Below are 19,758 nucleotides of genomic sequence, written 5' to 3' on the forward strand. Positions count from 1 at the left end.
GGCACTCGTCGCACGACACCCATGGGGCTCTGCACGGCACATACGACCGGAAGGTCGAGGTGACCGGGTTCGGGCTGGTGGAGATCGACAACGGCGTCGTGGTCGAGGTCAATTCCTACAGCCGCGACTTCCTCGGCTCGGCCGCGGAGCACAAGTTCCTCGCGCAGTCCCGTTCCACGCTGATCGGCCTCGGCGCCGATCTTTCGGCGGCCGGCCGGAACGGCGAGTTCCAAGGCTTGCTGTGGCGCACCGATCGGGCAGCGCCCGCGCTTGCCGACGTGATCGCTGGACGGGTCGACAGCAGCAAGCTTTTCGCGGGCTACGGCGACCACTTCTGGGTGAGCGTCACCGGCGAGACACGCGAACCCGGCGCGGTGTCGATCACATTGACACTCAACCCGGTCGGGGATGCCGCGCCCGGTCGGGTCACCGTCAAGGTGGGCGAAGAGGCACATGGCCCGAAGGTGCGCCTGGAAAACGCCGAATTCGGTTTCGCCGGGGACCGGGCCCGTGAAGCGCTGCGCGAACTGCACGAGCGGCTGACGTCGCAGTTCGGCGAGGCCGCGGTGGTCAGAACCGAAAGTGTCGATGCGGTGTTGTCGGCAAGCGACTCAGCCGCCAGGTCGCCGGGTGGCACACCGGAGCACTCGAATGCGGCCGCGCGACGCCCCGCCGATGCGCCGACCAGGGTGCAGGAGCCGGAGGTCACCCGCTCGGTCGATCCGGAACAGCTTCGGGTGCAGCGTGATCAGGCACGCGAGCTGATCGAGGGTTTGGCCGAGGTACACGAGCTGTCTCCGGCGGAGCTGGTTCCCGGCTCACCGACATTGGAGCAACTTCGTGGCGAGCGGGACACCCTGCGCGCCGAACTCGGCGACATCCTCGGACCGGACCTGGCCCAGCGCCGAAGCGTTCGCGAAGACCCGATGGCGTTCTTCGAGCGACGCGGACCCGAGGCGATACCCGACCCGTCGAGATACGAGCGAGCGGTTGAGGTCGCCGAGCGGCTGACCGAACTGGACGCACTGGTCGGCGGTGCCGATAGTTACCACCGACTGAACGCGGAGCTGGCCAAGGCCGAGCGCGCCAACGAGTCCGAGGGTGGCGTCGAACACCGGGCGAATGGGGCGGGCCTGCCGCCGGACCGGCCGGGTGCCGCGGTTGCGCGGATGCTGCCCGAGGCGCGTGTCGCGGAGAGTATCGGGCACGATCCGGCCGCGACCTTGTTGCCCGCGGAGCGGGAACTGATCGCGGACAAGGGGGAGCGCACCGAACGTCAGTTCAGCAACGGGCGTACGGTCGCGCGCCGGGCGCTGGAACAGCTCGGCATCGTCGAGTTCCCGATTCTCAAGGGCACCAAGGGGGAACCGCTGTGGCCCGAGCATGTGGTCGGCAGCATCTCGCACACCCGCGATTACTACCTTGCCGTGGTCGCCGACAAGCAGGACGTCCGATCCCTCGGCGTCGACGTGGAATACAACGCGCCGATGCATCCCGACGCGGTGACGCAGCGGGCGCTGCCGCAAGAGCAGCACTGGTTGGCCGACCCCACCCTGCCCAGCGGGGTGCATTGGGATCGAGTGCTGTTCTCGGCCAAGGAAAGTGTGTACAAGGCGTGGTACCCGCTGACGGGTCGTTTCCTGGGTTTCCGGGAAGCGCTGATCACCTTCGACGTTTCCCGGGGAACGTTCCGTGCCGAGCTGCTCGTCGATGGCGCGACCCACGACGGCCCACCGCTGACCGAACTGCACGGCAGGTTCACCGTCGAGGACGGCCGGATCGTCACCGCGGTGGTGCTCCCGCACGAGCGCACGGCGGCCGAAACCACTGGCACCCCAAGCGAATCCACTGCCCGTTCGAACCCGTTGGCCGAAGCGGCTGAGCCGGGCACCCGCGGAAGCGAGGACCGGCGGGTCGGCACCGGAGACGGCGACGCGCACCTACCGCCGCGTGAGTGGGACCCCGTACGGGAGTGGAAGTCCAAAGACTATTCGAGCACAAAAGAACTCGCCGAGTCGTTCACCGAGGCTCATGGCATCCCGCTCGACGGATTCGACAGTCCCGGGCTCGTGGTCGATCGCGTCCGCGAGTACACCCAGGCGATGCACGACATGCTGGTGGCGTACCCGCACACCGAGGTGCGCCGAATCGGGGTCGAGTTCTTGCTGGGGCCGCAGTCCGAGGTGGTGCTCGGCATCGAGAGCGCCGACGGACGGACTTCCCCCGGTGCGCGGATGTTCACCGAATCGATTGCCTTGAACAAAGGGCTGCTCACCCAAGAGCATGCACCCGCGGGAATGGTGCGCGGCCACGCCGCCAAGGCGTACGCCGAGGCGATGGTGTACGCCGGACGATGGCGCGGCGAGGCCGAGGCGCTGCCCGCGCTGCGCCGCTATTACGAGCAGAACATCGGGCCGTCGGGCGGATCCTTCGGCGACTGGCAGCGCGAGCAGTTCGACCCTGGTTCGTTCGATCGGTCCGGACGGTTCGATGTGCGCGACGCATTGGTGAAATCGTTCGCGCTGGTCGCCAGCGGAAAGCCGGATGTCCCCGTCGGTGCCCGGATTCTGCATGACGTGCTGGTCGAGCAGGCCGAGTTGTGGCGCGGTCACGGCGCGGACAATCCGCGCGTCGGGCAGGTCGACGCGCCTGCGGTGCGGGAAGCGAAGGCGCAGATCAGCGCTCGCCTGCGCGAGGATCTGCGGCTCGAGTCGGTCGAACTCGAGCTGCCGGGCGTCGATCTCGGTGCCGTCCGGGAAGTCGACGCGACGCTGCGCTCCCTGGTCGAGCGGTATCCCGACATCGAACCGGGCAGCATCCTCGTCCTACCGATGCCGGAGAGCACCTACGCGAGCACCCGCTGGGCGATTCGCGACGGGCGAGTGATCACCGAATGGATCGCCATCAACGAGCGATACGCGGTCAACCCCGAACTGCACCGGAAGAGCATGATCGAGGACGCCGAGCGCGGCTTCATGGAAGGCCCGCCGGACAACCCGATCCGCACCGACCTGACGCACGAATCGTTCCACGTGCTGCAACATGCCGCCGGATTGCGGAACACCCCCGAGATCTTGAAGGCCGAACTGGAGGCGGTCACCAACGAACTGCTCGAGCGGTATGACACAGTCCGAGGCCGGGTCCAGGGGAAGGACTTCCACCAGTGGCTGCGCGACGAGCTCAGCGGTTACAGCTTCGACCGGCGCGGCCAACTCAATCCACTCGAGGCATACGCCGAGGCGGGCGTCGCCATGGTGTTCCACCCGGAGCGGGCAACCGACGCGCAGCAGGTGCTGTACAACCGGATGATGCGGCTGCTCGCCGAGCAGACCGGGCACGCACCCGAGGTGCGTCCAGAGCCGGGCGAGCGCGGAATCCAGGGCAGGGAATCGGATTCGGTCCCACCCGAGCACGCGGAACCGAACCGCGAGCTCGCCGATTGGGCCGCTGACGACTACGCCACCACGCGGGAACTCCTCGACGCCTTTACCGATAACCACGGCATCGACCACAAAGGCTTCGACGGATCGCCGCTCGTGCTCGACAACGTGCGCGAGTACGTCCAGGCCATGCACGACATGCTCGTCGCCTATCCCGAGGTGACGGTGCGCGAGATCGCGGTCAAGCGAATGGAATCCGACATCTCCGTGTTGATGGGCATCGACGGTGAGGGGCCGAACGCGCGGCTGCTCACCGAAACGATCGGCCTGCGCAGGCAGCTGCTCGCGGCGCCGAATCTGCCGGAGGGGCGGGTGTACAGCACCGCCGTCGAGGCGTTCGCCGAGGCGATGGTGTACGCCGGACGGTGGCGCGCCGAGACGGCGGCACTGCCGGAGTTGCGTAGGTACTTCGAGGAGAACCACGGGCCCGCCCGCGAGCCCGCGTTCACCGAGTGGCTGGAGCGTCAGTTCGACGCCAGCTGCTTTACCGACACGAGGGCGCTCGATGTGCGCGAGGCGCTGGTGCAGTCGTTCGCCGCCGTCGAAGGGGACCGGCCTTACCCGACCAAGGGTGAGGAGGTGCTGCACGAGGTCCTGGTCGATCAGGCCGAATTGTGGCATGACCAAGGCGCGTACAACCCGCATGTCACGCGGGCCGAGGATCCGGTGGATCTGCAGGCGCGGGTGGAGATCGGCGAGCGGCTGCGCGAAGATCTCGGCATCGAGCCGGTCGGGCTGGACATCCCGGGCGTGCGGGCCGAGACGGTGCGTGAGTTCGACGAGACGCTGCGCCAGATGATGGAGCGGTTCCCCGAGATCGACCCCCGTCAGATCATGATCATCCCGATGTCGGAGGAGGTCTACGCCCAAACCGCGTGGCGGCAGCACGGCGACGGCACGATCACCACCAAGTGGATCGCGTTGAACGAGCGATTCGCGATCAACCCGGAACTGCACGCGCGCGAGATGGCCGATGCCGTCGCCAGGAAGTTCCTGGTCGGCGATGCGGGCAACCCGATACAGACCGACGTCACGCACGAAGCGTTCCACGCGTTGCAGAACGCCGCCGGGTTGCGCAGCACACCCGACGAGCTGCGCGCCGACCGCGAAGGGGCGCTGCGCGAGCTCATCGCCAAGTACGACGAGGTACGGGATCGGGCGCCCGCGAAAAACTTCGAGGAATGGCTGCGCGACGAGCTCACCGGCTACAGCTTCGACGAGCGCGGTGTGCTCGACATGGGCGAGGCCTACAGCGAGGCGGGTGTCGCGGTGGTCTTCCACGGCGACGCCGCGACGGACGCACAGCAGGTGCTTTATGACAGGTTGTTGCGGCAGCTCGCCGAAGGACCGGAAGGGCCCGGCGGACGCGCGCACCATCCGGACGAGAGCGGGGTTCGCGACCACGCGTCGGAGCCGGGGGAGCATCGGGATCGGGCCGAGGACCAGGCCGACTCGGTGGCGGATCGTTCGACGCCCGAAACCGATTGGGACTCAGCGGATTACCAGAGTGCGCGCGAAGTAGGCGAGGCACTGGCCGCGAAGCATGGGGTCACCGCGGTCGGGTTCGACAATCCGCGGCTGGATGTGCGGACCGCGCTCGAATACGCCAGGGCGATCGATCGCGGGTTCGCCGAGCATCCCTATGTCGATCTGCGTGAGGTGCGCATCGCGCCGCTGGAGCTGTTGATGCCCGCGCTGACCGAGATCCGGGTGGACAACGGTCGCATATACACCCACTCGATCACGCTGAACTCGCGCTACGCGATTCGGCCCGAATTGCTCGAGCGGATGTGGGCCAAGCGAGTGGCGGACGGCTTCACCGTCGGTCCCGCCGACCGTCCGGTGTACGGGCTGATCGTGCACGAGTTCGGGCACGCGGTCGACAACGCCGGAGCCCACGGCGCCCGTAATGAACTGCTGTACGAGCTGTTCCATCACTACCGGATGGAATTCAAGTCCGATGACATGGGCGCGTTCATGGATTGGGTGCACACCCAGTTCAGCAAGTACAGCTTCGACTCCGACGGTGTCCTCAACCCGGTCGAACTCTTGCCGGAGGCGTACGCGGCGGTGACGCACAATGGCCACGCCGCGACCGACGGCGAGCGGGTCGCCCACGCACTGCTGGTGAGCGAGGCCAAGGCCGAGCAGGAGCGGCGGGCACGCGGCGGGAACAGTGACATGGACAGCCTGACCGCGCGGCTGGACGCACTGATGAAGGACGACCCGACCAGCGGCTTCTTCCCGACGTTCCCCGAGGAAGGCCAGGGCGGCAGTCCGGAACAGCGGATGAGTTTCGACCCGCGCTCCGGCGCGGGTGGCGAGCCGGATGCCCCGCGTCCGGGACCGGTCGAGCGGGTCGGCGGACACCCAACTCCGGACGAGGTGTGCCAACCTGGTCGGCCGGAGCTGGAATTCGCTTGGGAAAGCCCGAATTTCGAGTTCGAAGGCCAGCTCGATGCCGTCGCACGCGGCTACATCGCCGACGCGGGCGGTCACGCGTTGACCTCGCGAGTCGGACTGGTCGATGGCGAACGGCCGCGCGCGATCATCATCGACTGGGAGGGCATCGGTCATGACAATGTGCTGACCAGTGCGCTGGATCGGCATCCCGAGCTGCGCGACGCACTCACTCGGCCGGGCGCGCAGATCCACTACCTGTCCGCCCGAGTCGATTCGACCGACGTGGTGCGACTGACGTACAACGAGTCATCACCCGACACCTGGCGGGCGGTGGTCGAATCCGGGCCGTGGCGGGGAGCCGAGGTCACCTTCTGGCAGGACACCGATGGCCTGTGGCGCTCGGTGCCGCGCGATCTCGCGCCCGAGCAGATCCCGCCCGCGCGCACCGAACCCGCCCTGCCTGCGGATCACGCACTGCGCGAAGAGTATTACGGCGAGAACGACCCGAGCCGGTCGCTGATGGAGCGCGTCGAGTACCTGACCCCGGCCGAGCGGGAAGCGTATCGGCTGGTCGTCGGGCCCGACGGCAGGCTCTATCAGGCGAAGGACGGGAAGCTGTTCGACTCGTCCCAGGTCGCGGGCGCCGATCCGGATTCGCGTCGGGTGATGTTCGTGATCGACGAAAGCGTCAATCTCTACGCCGAGACCCAAGACGCGGTGCGCCGACGCCACCATTCGACGTTCCTCGCGGGTGAGCGGGTGGCCGCCGCCGGGTCGATGGAGGTACCGAGTGGTCGCCTGGTCGCCATGGACGACGGCAGTGGCCACTACTGGCCGTCCGCCGAGTCCAACGATCGCGCGGTGCGCCGACTCGTCGAGAAGGATGGCCTGGTCCCGGCCGAGGACTTCCAGCGCTACGACTTCCACCGCCAGGCCCGCACGGAGACGGTGTTCGATGCCGATCGCACGTCCGGGACCGCCATCGACGAGGCGCGGCCCGGCGAAGCGCACGGACGCGACGGCGACGCACGGCCCGAAGCTCGGGCCGACAAACCCGCCGCAGCCGGATCGGATTCGCCTGAGGTACCGCGGCGTTCGGCGGCAGAGCACCCGGGCGGCTTGGCAGAGTCCGGGGACCGACCCGCGGTCGACTCCGGAGCGCATACCGCGCCGGACCCGATATCTGCCTGGGACGCGAAGCAGTATCGGACCGCGCCGGAACTCGCCGCGGGTCTTGCCGAGCGGACCGGACTTGCCGTCATCGGATTCGACCGTGCCGGTGTGGATCTCGCGCGGCTTCGCGAATACGCGCAGGCGGTGCACGATGTTGTCGACGCGCACCAACTGGACCTGCGCAGGATCGACGTCTGGGACATCGAGAAGAACGTCGAGACGGTGCTGGGCGGATCCGGACGCGGTCCCGAATCACCGCTGTTCACCGAGGGCATCATCCTGAGCGAGCGGCTGGCCGCTGCCGAACATCTGCCCGACGGCCTGGTGTACAACACCGTCGTCGAGGCGTTGGGCGACGCGATGGTGTACGAGGGCCGGTGGCGCGCGGAGGTTTCCGCGCTGCCGGAATTGCGCAGGTATTACGAGAGCAATGTCGGACCCGTCCGTGAGCCGGAATTCACGCGATGGTTGATGGCGGAATTCGGCACCGACATTCTCGAGCGTTCGGGAACGCTCAATGTGCGTGAGGCGCTGGTGCGTTCGTTCGCCGCCGTCGCGGGCACCGGCAACACCGCCACCCCGGGCCAGCGCGTGCTCTACGACGTATTGGTCGAGCAGGCCGACATCTGGCACGGCCGAAGCGCGCACAGCCCCCTGGTGCCGCTGGTCCATGATCCGATCGACCAGCGGGCCAGGGCCGAGCTCGGTGCCCGGCTCGACAAGGACCACAGCATCACGGCGACCGGACTCGATATCCCCGGGGTACCCCTGGACACCGCTCGGGAGTTCGTCGCCACCGTGCGCGACATGATCGCGCGGCATCCCGAGATCGACCTGGCGGAGATCCAGGTCGGGCCACTGCCGGATGGGACGTTCGCCAGCTCCGTCCATGACGTCAAGGACGACGGTTCCGTCTACACGAAGACGATCACGCTGAACGAGCGCTACGCGATCAACCCGGAACTGCACCGGCAGCGGCTCGAGCGCCTCGCGGCCGAAGGCTTCATGAGCGGCCCGCCCGACAATCCGGTGCGGGTCGACATCACGCACGAAGCGTTCCACGCCGTGCAGTACGCGGCCGGATTGCGGGATTTCGCCGAGGCACATGTGGTGGATTACCGGGGCGCGTTCGGCGAACTGGTCGACAAGTTCTACGAAGTTCGTGGTCAGGGCAATTGGCGCAATGTGTACGAGTGGCTGGCCGGCGAGCTCAGCGGGTACAGCTTCGACAAAGACGGCATGCTCAACCTGCCCGAGGCGTATTCCGAAGCGGGCGTCGCCGTGGTATTCCACCCGGAACGGGCGACCGATGCGGAGCGGGTGTTGTACGACCGGCTGTTGCGCCTGGTAGAGCATCGGGCCGAGCGCGGCGACGGCGCGGAAGCCCGGCCAGTCGATCCGCACGCGGAGAACCGAGCCGATTCCGCCGCCACGCCACCGGCCCGCCGGATGTCGCCGAACGAGCAGCTGATCAGGGCCGCGTTGGTCGAGAACCGGGAGCAGGCGCTGCGGGCGATCGGGGAGCTGCCCAATCGCAGGCGTCAGCTCGCCGAGCAGCTGTTGTTCGAGAACAAGACCATCAAGGACATCGCGGGTGCCACCGGCCGGAGCCCCGCTCACCTGCGTGGGGAGCGGATCTCGGCGTTCGAGCACGTCGCCGACCTGCTCACCGGGGCACGGGAATTCAGTGGACGCCCGGCACCGAATACGTTGATCGTCGCGCTCGAGCAAGCCCATCGGGACAAGTCCGCCGCGCTGCGCGAAGCCCTCGACCACCTCAGCGCCGAGCAGCGCGAGTTCTACGGCTGGCACTTCGAGGAAGGCCTGACGACCGCCCAGATCGTGGAGCGGACCGGTAAGAGCGAGGCCGCCGTGTGGCTGCTGCGCGGTCGCACGGTGCGCAAGCTGACCGACCTGCTCGCGGCGCCCGCCGAGATGGGCGCCCGCCCGGCCGGGGTTTCGCCGATCCGCGTGGTCGAGGATGCCTTGCAGCACAACCGGAAAGCACTGGTCGCCGCGATCGATCGGCTGCCTGGCGCGTTCCACGACTTCGGCACGCGGCACTTCCTGGACGGGCAGACTGTCGAGCGGATCGCGGAGCAGACGAACCGGTCCATTCAGACGGTCGAGAGCTTGCGCTACCAAACGGCGCGCCGCCTTGCGGACCGGCTGCCCGGACTCGGCGAACCCGTCGGCCGCATTGCTACCGACACAACGTCGTTCACCACGCCGCAGCGGCGGACATTGATCGACATCGCGCGGGCACAGGACCCGATCCGGGTCGAACGGGCGATCTCCCAGCTCGCCGATGGGCAACGTCGGATCGTGGAACTTGTTGTGCTGGAGGGACGTTCGATCCCGGAGGCGGCGGGTGAGATAGGCCGCAGCAGCGGGTCGAGGCCGACCAACGGGGCCGTCCGGGAGGCGTATCGCAACGGGCTGAAGAACCTCACGGACATGGCGTTCCCCGCTACGGCACGGGCGGCGCAAGCGGGCGACGCGCGAGCGTTCGCCTTGCTTCGCGAACTGCACGAGAACAAGATCGGCGAGCAGGTGGCGGGGGAGGTGCCCGATCGACGCGTCGCCGAGGCGCTGACCGCGAAGACCTTCGCACGTGCGGCGGAAAACATTCGGTCGATCGGGGAACGCAGGGTCGACCACTGGTTGCAGGCCATTGCCAAGAGCGTGGTGGCCGAGCACCGATTCGAGAAGTTCCGGGACACCATTCGGGAAGCTGTCCGCGTCGCCGAGCGGCCTGACGCCTCCAGCCCGCTCGCTCGGTCACTGGCCAAGTCCACCAGGGCGGATATCAAGAACGCGGTCGACCTGCTGCACGGGAATCAGCGGAAGGTCGTGCTGCTCCGGTACTGGGGAGACGGTAAGTCCGTCGCCGACGTCGCCGCGGCACTGCGGACCACCGAGCACGCGGTGCGCGATTTCGAGCGCTCGGCATTGCATCGGATCGCCGAATACCTTGTCGCAGAACACCCGCCAACCAAACCGCGAGCCGGGCGTGGTGTGCGTGATTGGTCGCCGCGCGGCGGACGTGGCGTGGTCGACTTGTCGACTCCGCCGTCGAGCCGAGGCGAATCCGGCTCGGGCGCACCGAAGCAGGTTGCCTTCGGCGACCCACCCCCGCCGCGCCGGGCGGGCTCGCCTCCGCAAAACAGCGGAACGCCGATTCATACCCGCGCCGAACCCGTTGCCGCACCAGAGTCTCGATCGGTGCCACAGCTTCGGTGGACTGAATTCGCGGCGCTGACCCGCGACAGTGCTGAAGTGGGCGCGAAGGCCTTCGAACGACCGGATGGACTCGTCGCGCGGACGCACGTGACAGCGGACGGGCCGAAAAACTGTGCGCCGGAATCCTTGTCGTTCGGTAGGAAAGTCACCGGAAACAGCGGAATCCGACCGATGGCCGAGACCGCGGAAGTGCGGGCCCGCGGCGTGAGCGCCGAAGAATACGCGGCCGCGGCCGGCGCGGACTGGCATCGCGGCGGATTTGCGTCGCTGGACGCGCTGGCCACGCACGTGCGCGATACCGGTGACACCGTGCTCGGTGCGGTCGAATTCCGCGGTGCGACAGGAGAAGTCGGCGCGCATGCGATGGTGGTGTACCGCGCGCCCGACGGCGAGGTCATGGTGCACGAGAAGATCGCCGGCGTCGTCTACGAATACGCGTACCCGTGGGGTGCGCGCCCCGCGGACGTCGCCGGTGTCTACGGCATCGTCTTCCACCCCGACGGCCGGGCCGAACATCCGCTCGTCGACGGCAGCGAATCGTCCGGTGCGGCCGGTGCCGACCGGCCGGAGTCGCGGATCGGCGCACGTCCCGGGGAAGGCGAACCACCGGGCCACGGCCCGCCCGCGGCGGAACGCCGTTGGGTCGCAAAGGATGCCGCGGACTGGCGAGAGCTGGCCAAGGTGCTCGACGACACGCACGGCATCGAGCTGAAGCGTTTCGGCCGCGCCGACCTGAATCGGGTCCGCGAGTTCGCGCAAGCGGTGCACGACCTGATGGAAGCGCATCCGCAGGTAGCGCTGCGCGAGCTCGACATCAGGCCGACGGAAACGGATGCCGAAGCGGTACTCGGCTTCCGGGACGAGGTGCTTTCCGGCGCGCCGGTGTTCACGAAGTCGATCGCACTGAGCGAAGCGCTCGCCCGCGATCCGTCGCTGCCGCCGGGCCGCGTCTACGACGCGGTAGTGCGCGAATTCGGCACCGCGCTGGTGTACACCGGGCGCTGGCGTGCCGAGGTGCACGCGCTGACCGAACTGCGCCAGCATTACGCGCAAACCCATGGGCGACTGGACGAGCCAGGCTTCCAACGGTGGCTGCGCGGGGAATTCGAGGCGGGCAGCTTCGACCGGACCGGCGCCCTCGATCCGCGCACCGCGCTGGTGGAATCATTCGTCACCGCGAAGCGCGACCCGTCGGCGCTGACCGCGGGACAGCAGATCCTGCACGACGTGCTGGTCGAACAGGCCGAGAAGTGGGCAGGGGAAGACCCTTACATCGTCGCGCCCGAAGAGGGCGTCGAGCACATCATGGATCGGCTCGACATCGCCGACACGCTCGACCGGGAGTTCGGTATCGAGGGCGTCGGACTCGAACTGCCCGGGGTCTCGCTCGATACCGTGCGACAGATCGACACGGCGATCCGTGAGGTCATTGCTCTGCACCCGGACATCGATGTGCGCAGGGTCCGCATCGCGCCGTTGGCGAACGAGAACGTCTTCGCCGAGACGCGAGTTGCCTACGGCAACGGCCGGTCCCAGTACGCGCCCGAGATCGTGCTGAACGAGCGGTTCGCGGTCAACCCGGAGCTGTTCCGGCAATACCTGGCCGAGGACGTGCACATCGGCTTCCAGACCGCGTTGCCCGATCGGCCGGTGTACAGCGCGATCGTGCACGAGATGATCCACGTCGTCCACATCGGCACCGGTTTCGAGAACTCCGCCGCCGGTGTGCGGGCGGCGCAGGACGCCGTCATGAACGCGCTGCTCGACAAGTACAGCGAGACCCACCCGGGCCCGGTCGACAAGGCGAAGTTCACGCAATGGTTGCGTACCGAGCTCAACGACTACAGCTTCCACCGCAGCGATGTCCTCAATGTGCCCGAGGCCTACGCCGACGCGGGTGCCGCCGTGATCGTGCTCGGCGACCGGGCGAGCACCGGTCAGCGCGCGCTCTACGACCACCTGGTCGCGCTGACTCCGCCGAGTGTCGAGCCGGGAGCGGTGCCGCCGGCGCGCGCGGAGCCAGGCGCCGTGCCGGACGGACTGCCGACGCGCTCGAACAAGGGTGCCGGCGATGCGCACTCGCCGGGGCCGCAGGATGCCAGGCTCACCCGGTTCCAGCAGTCCACTCAGGCGGCGCTGCGGCATGCCGAGAAACTGATCGAGTCCAACCCGCACAGTCAGGCGTTGGCCACCGCCACCCGTTCCGAGATCCAGCTCGCGCTGCAGAAGATGGGCGGCAGCCAGCGCAAGGTGATCGTGCTGCGGTTCTGGGAGGGACGCTCCACCACGGAGATCGCCGCGGCGGTACATCTGCCGCCGGAGATGGTCGAGCAATTGCAGCGCGCCGCGGTTCGGGAACTGGCGGGACACATTGTCACCGAGCGGGGTACGAACCTACCCCCGAACGAGCGGGTCGTGGTCGAGGCGCAGCGCACCGATCAGGCGGCCCTGCGCCGCGCGATCGCCCAATTGCCGGGAGTGCAACGGCAATTCGCCGAGCTGCACTACGAACAGGGCAGGTCGCTGCATGAGGTCGGCGCCGAGATGAACCGCAGCGCACCCCAGCTCGCCTTGGTGAAATCTCGTGCCGTGCACCGGCTCGCCGAATTGCTGACCGGTGTCGAGCGGTTCTCGAGTACCGAGGCACTGCAGCGGGTCGAGGCGGCATTCCGCGACAACCGGACGGCCGCGCAGCAAGCGGCCGCGCGCCTGACACCCGATCAGCAACGCCTGATCGAGCTCCGATTCGATCGCGGGCTCACGGTCGAGCAGGCTGCCCGGGAAATGGGCAAGGGCACCGCGGCGGTGGAGGCGCAGGAACGCCGCGCGGTACGCAAACTGGCCGAATTGCTCGGCGCGCGCCCCGAAGCCGCGGTGACGCCAACGGACACAGCGTCTTCCGGCGGTAGGCGTGGCGTCGCCGCGACCGATCTGCTGACGGTTCGCGAAGCGGCCGAGCAGAACCCGGACCGGTTGCGCCGCGCCATCGAGGAGCTACCGCGCAAGCAGCGGGAGGTCGCGGAGCCGCGGTTCCTGCGCGGGCAGTCGGTGGCCGAGATCGCCGAAGCGCTCGGCCGCACCGAGAATTCGGTGGTCGGATCGCAGCGCAGGGCGGTACAGGCGCTGGCCACATTGCTCTCCGGCGAGACGCTGCCCGCCCGGCCGGGTGGTGCGGATCTGGCACTGGTGCGTGCCACCCACCGTGACCGGCCCGCGGAATTCCGCCGCGCGCTGGAGCAACTCGACTACGAGCACCGGCGGGTGATCCGGCTGCGGATCGTGAAGGAGCACACTGCCGCCGAGGTCGCGACGGCCATGAAGAAGACCGAAGACGCGGTGAACAACCTGCAGAAGGACGCGGTTCGGCGGCTGGCCGAGGTGCTGCGCGGTGAAGAGCGGATGAGCCTCGCCGATGCGACCGCGTTGGTGGAGCGGACGACTCGGCAGTCGCCGGAGGTCTTGCGGCGCGCTATCGACCAACTCCCCGAGACGGAGCGGCAATACGCTCGCCTGTCGATGCTGGAAGGCAAGCAGATCGTCGCCATCTCGGCCGCGATGGATCGCACGCACACCGCCGTCAGATCACTGCGGCGGCGGACCATGCTGCGACTCGGCGAAATCATCACGCAGGAAACGGTTCCCGACCCGCCGACCCGTCGAATCAACAGGGCGACAAGTGGATCCGGTGATGCGGAGGCCGTCGCGCGACTGATGGAGACCGTCGATCTCGGCGTGGCGGGGTTCGACACTCCCGGCATCGTCGGAAAGAACATGGTGGAGCTCGGCCACGCGATTCTCGAGATGCGCGCCGAGTATCCCCAGCTGGATCTGCATGGTGTCGCCGTCGAGCAGCTGGCCGGGGATTCGTTGGCCGTCCCTGGTTACTCCGATGACCTGGCCCCTGGTGCCGTGTACGCGGAATTGATCGTGCTCAGCGAGCGGCTGGCCACCGACCCGAACCTGCCGGAATGGACCGTTTACGACGCGGTCGTGCTCGCGTACGGCGACGCGATGGTCATCTCCGGCCGCTGGCGCGCCGAGGTGGCGGCGCTGCCCGCGCTCCGGCAGCACTACGCGGAAACCCATGGGCCGCTGCAGGAGCCCGCGTTCACCCGCTGGCTGGAGCAAGAATTCGCCGGGTGCTTCGACGCCCAGGGCGCCTTCGACCCGCGCAAGGCACTGGTCGCGTCGTTCCAAGCGGTGGCCAACGAGCGCTACTCCGCGACTCCGGCAGACCAGGTGCTCCATCGTCTGCTGATCGAACAGGCCGAGCTCTGGCACGGCAAGGACCCGCAGGATCCGAGTCTGCCGGTCGAGGATCCGGCGCGGGTAGCCGAGCGAACCGCGATCGGCGACGCACTGCGCGAGGAACTCGGTATCGAGCACTTCGGCCTCGACTCACCGGGTGTCCACCTCGACATAGTGCGCGACTTCGCGGCGGCGGTGCGCGACGTGCGGGCCGTGTATCCGGAAATCGATCTCCGTGCCATCAGGATCGGGCCGCTGATCGAAGACACCTTCGCGCAAACCGAAATGGGATTCGGCCGGGGCGGCAAGACCTACACGCTCTCGGTCACGCTGAACGAGCGCTACGCGATCAATCCGGAGCTTTTCCACAACGAGCTCACCGACGCGGTGACCCACGGCCACCTGGTCGGTCCGGCCGATCGCCCGGCGTACGCCATCGTCGTGCACGAGATGTTCCACGGATTGCACAACGTCTCGCTGTCCGTGTCCGACCTCACCCCGGAGGGCCAGCGGCGCGAGTACACCGCCGCACTCGGTGCGTTGATCGAGGCGTACGGCAGGGATCGCGGCGAAGTCAGCACGGACGAGTTCCACCAGTGGCTGCGTGACGGGTTGACCTCCTACAGCTTCGAGGGGAACCAGAAGCTCGATCTGTCCGAGGCGTACGCCGAGGCGGCGGCCGCGGTGTTCCTGCGCGGCGATCAGGCGAGCGAACCGCAGCGGGTGCTGCACGATCGACTGCAGCGGCTGGCGCGCGAGGCGCACGGCGGCGGCATCGCGCACCGGATGGCCGGGCCCGAGCCGGAGCCCGGCGCGCGGCGGTCGGCTCTCCGGGAAGGGCGGTCGACCCTGCTCGAGGGGCGGTCGGCGCTGCCGGAAGAAGGACCACCGCCCGCGCAACGTCGTTGGGGTTGGGGTGCGAAGAGCGAACCGCCGAGCGCGCGGGATATCGGGCAGCAACTCGAGCGCAGGCACGGGATCGCCGCGCATGTCTTCGGTTCCGCTCACGCTGCTCGGGAACGCGAATTCGCCCAGGCGGTGCACGACCTGATGGCGGCGCACCCGCATGTTCCGGTGCGCGGGCTCGACATCAAATGGCAATCGCGCGACGCCGCCGCGCTGCTCGGTGTCGACAACAATGGGGTAGTCACAGCGCGGATCGCGCTGAGCTATGAGCTGATGCACGAGGCGTCGGCGCCGACCGGCCGAGTGTACGAGGCGGTGGTGCGGGAATTCGGCGACGCGATGGTGTTCACCGGCCGGTGGCGCGCCGAGGTGCACGCTATGCCGGAATTGCTGCGGTACTACAGCGAAAAGCTCGGCGTAACTGATACTTCCGGCTTCCACGACTGGTTGCGTACGCAGTTCGACGCGAAGATCTTCGACGACTCCGGCACGCTCGATCCCCGCAAGGCATTGCAGGATTCCTTTGTCGCGGTCACGCTCGACCGCACCGCGGCCACACCGGGGATGAAAGTCCTCTACGACGTGCTCGTCGAGCAGTCCGAGAAATGGGCGGGCAAGGAGCCACACGCCGTCGCCGCCGGGGAGCGCGCCGAACTGGTGCGGGCCAGGACCGAAATCGCCGAGGCGTTGCGTGCCGAGCTCGGTATCTCGGTCTCCGGGTTCGACCTCCCGCTGGTCGATCTCGGTGTGGCCCGCGAGTTCGCCGACGGAATTCGCGATATCCTCGCGCTACACCCCGATATCGTCGTGAGCGGCATCCGGATCGAACCGTTGGACGTCGGCGAACACGGCATTGCCTTTACCCGCCCCATGCCGAGAATGCGTGCGCCGGGATACGAGTCGGTCATTGTCCTGAGCGAACGGTTCGCGATCAATCCGGAACTGTTGCGCCAGTACGTGTCCGAGGGGGTGCGGACCGGCTTCGCGGTCGCCTTGCCCGAACGGCCGACGTACTCGGTGATCGTGCACGAAATGATGCATGCCCTGCACAACGCGCGAGGCATCTCCTCCTGGGAGGTCGGGCAGGTCCGCGACAGCGCCCTCGAAGCGTTGATGAACAAGTACGGCGAAACGCATCCGGGCCCGGTGGACCAAGGGGCCTTCGAGGCGTGGTTGGTCGCTGAGCTCACCGACTACAGCTTCTTCCGCCGCCCCGCCGATCTCGAACTGCTCGAGGCCTACGCGGAGGCGGGCGCCGCCGTCGTCTTGTACGGGGACCGCGCCACCGACGGCCAGCGCGCACTCTACGAGCACATGACGGGGTTGGGCGGGCACGAGAACGAGGCGAAGTCCAGCTCGCAAGATCGACCGGAAGAAGCGGGGCCCGACGCGCAAGAGCGCCGAATCAACAACGCGACAGGCGAATTCGGTGACGCCGAGATCGTCGCGACGCTGATGGAGCACGTCGGCCTCGGTGTCACCGGATTCGATACGCCGGGGCTGGTCGGGAAGAACCTGGTGGAGTTCGGTCACGCGGTCCTCGACATGCGCGCCGCACATCCACAGCTGGATCTGCGTGGCGTCGCCATCAAGGAGCTGACTCGGGACACGCTCGCTCTGCCAGGGTTCAGCGAGGAACTGCCGCCCGGCGCGCTGCACACCGCGTGGCTCGTGCTCAATGAGCGGCTGGCCACCGATGCGACCCTCCCGGAAGGGACCATCTACAACGCGACCGTGCGCGGTTTCGGCGACGCGATGGTCATTGCCGGTCGCTGGCGTGCCGAGGTCGAGGCACTGCCTGCGCTGCGCGCGCACTTCACCGAAACCCATGGGCCGCAGGCGGAGTCGGCGTTCCGCCGCTGGCTGGAGCGGGAATTCGACGGTTACTTCGACGCCAAGCGGGATTACGATCCGCGGCAGGCGTTGGTGGGCGCGTTCGAAGCGGTGGTCAACGACCGCTCCATCGCCACCCCGGCGGAACAAGTGCTACACCGGGTATTGGTCGAACAGGCCGAGATCTGGCACGGCAAGAACCCATACGACCCGAGCCTGCCGATCGGCGTCGATCCCTCCAGGGCAGCTGACCGGAAAGCGATCGGTGACGCGCTGTTCGAGGAGTTCGGCATCATGCATTTCGGCCTCGATCTCCCCGGCGTCCACCTCGACATGGTGCGGCAGTTCGCGGCGGCGGTCCGGGACGTGCAGGGCGCGTATCCGGGAATCGATATCGGCGCCATCAGAATCGCTCCGCTGATCGACAGTGCGTTCGCGCAAACCCGACTGCACTTCGAACCCGGTGGCAAGCCCTATAGCTACTCGATCACGCTGAACGAGCGGTACGCGATCAATCCGGAGTACTTCCGCAACGCGGTTGCCGAAGCGGTGGCATCCGGACACCTGGTCGGCCCGGTCGACCCGCCTGCCTACACCATGCTCGTGCACGAGATGTTCCATGGCCTGCACAACGTCTACCTGTCCGAGTTCGACGTCTCCGTCGTCGGTGCGCGACTGGACAATGCGGCGGCGATGCGGGACCTGATCGAGGCGTACGGCAGGGACCGCTTCGAAGTCGACACCGCCGAGTTCCATCGGTGGCTGCGCGACGGACTCAGCAGCTACAGCTTCGATGATCGAGGGCTGCTCAATCTGCCCGAGGCGTACGCCGAGGCGGCGGCCGCGGTCTTCCTGCACGGTGACCAGGCCACCGAGCCGCAGCGGGTGCTGCACGACCGGCTGGCGCTGCTGGCGCGCGAGGCCGATGCGAGCCGCCGGGCCGGGTCGATCGACGAACCGGGCGAGGGGGGACCGTCCGCATCCATCTCGAGAAATGTCGCTGCCAAGCCGCACGAACTCGAACAGCGGCAGGTCGGCGAGCACGGCCCCGATGCGGAAGCGCCGCGCGAAGACACCGGGCCGCTGCCGGAATCCCCGTGGGACGCAGGCCGATACGCGACGATCGCGGAATTGGCCGCCGCGCTGCGCGAGAATCACGGGCTGGAAGTCGTTGGATTCGATACTCCCGGACTGGAACTCGGCCGCGTCAGGGAGTACGCGCAGGCAATACACGACGCCCTGACGGCGCATCCGGAGATCGAGCTGCGTGGTGCCTCCATTCTCGAAACGGACCGGGCCGTCCAGGCGGTGATCGGACTGGAGCACGTCGAACTCGGCGGGGCGTTGTACACGGAGATGATCGTGCTGAACGCGGCGGTGGCCGCCGAGGCGGGCCAACCGGCTGGGCCGCTGTACCACGCCGTGCTGCGCGAGTTCGGCGACGCGATGGTCTACGCCGGGCGCTGGCGCGCCGAGGTCTACGCGATGCCCGCATTGCACGAGCACTACACCGCACACGTCGGGCCGATGACCGATGCGGCGTTCACGCGATGGTTGACGACCGAATTCCGGCCGGGCAGCTTCGACGACGCCGGGGCGTTCCATGTCCGCCGCGCGTTGCGCGAATCGTTCGCGGCGGTCATGGGCAAACGCGCCGATGTCACCGCGGGGGAGCAGGTTCTGCACGACGTCCTGGTCGAGCAGGCGGGCCGATGGCACCGCAAGAGCGTGGATATCGCGCCGGACCCGATCGGGGACGAGGGCGCGCACCTGGACGCCAGGCGTGCGCTGCAAGCGGGACTCGCGGATGCGCGCATCGTCGGTTTCGGATTCGACACCCCCGGTGTATCTTTGCCGGTCGTCCGTGAATTCGAGGCGACGCTGCGGGAAATGCTCGAACGGCATCCCGAGATGGCGGTCCGGCTGGTCGGATTCGCGCCATTGGACGACGGCACGCTCGGCACGACCCGCGCGATTGTCGCGCCCGACGACCAGGTGGTGGGAACGCTGTCGATCACCTTGAACGAGCGGTACGCCATCAATCCCGAGCTGTACCGGCAGACGGTGGCCGAGGCGATCGCACGGGGCTTCCTCGCGGGTCTGCCCGATCAACCGGTGCGCAGCACGATCGTGCACGAATCCCTGCACGCGGTGCACAACACCACCGGATTCTTCGTCGACTCCGCCTCGATGCGGGCCGACCGGCTTGCCGCGCTGAGCGCGCTGATCGAGCTGTACGAGCAGCAGCATCCCGCGGGTGTCCCGGACTTCTCGGACTGGCTGGAAGCCCAGCTCACCGGGTACAGCTTCACCAAGGACGGATCGCTGAACCTGAAGGAGGCGTACCCCGAATCCGGCGCCGCGGTGATCTTCCACGGCGACCGCGCCACCCCGGCCCAGCACCTACTGTATGAACGGTTCATGCGCGACGTGCGCGAGGCTGCCGAACGCAGGCGCCGGGAAACCGGCACCGGCCAGGCCGATGATCGATAACCACGAATGGAGGACTCAC

At 68.0% G+C, this 19,758-nt stretch carries 1 protein-coding gene (cut by a window edge); it reads left to right on the plus strand.

The window, feature by feature from the left end; all coding sequences use genetic code 11:
- Positions 1-19,739: the 3' portion of a sigma factor-like helix-turn-helix DNA-binding protein gene (locus KV110_RS04915; RefSeq protein ID WP_218473823.1), read on the plus strand. 16,048 nt of this gene lie to the left of the window's left edge; the window shows 19,739 of its 35,787 coding nt (coding positions 16,049-35,787); the start codon falls outside the window, past its left edge; the stop codon is at positions 19,737-19,739.
- Positions 19,740-19,758 lie beyond the last annotated feature (19 nt).

The sequence above is a fragment of the Nocardia iowensis genome (assembly GCF_019222765.1).
GTDB lineage: Bacteria > Actinomycetota > Actinomycetes > Mycobacteriales > Mycobacteriaceae > Nocardia > Nocardia iowensis.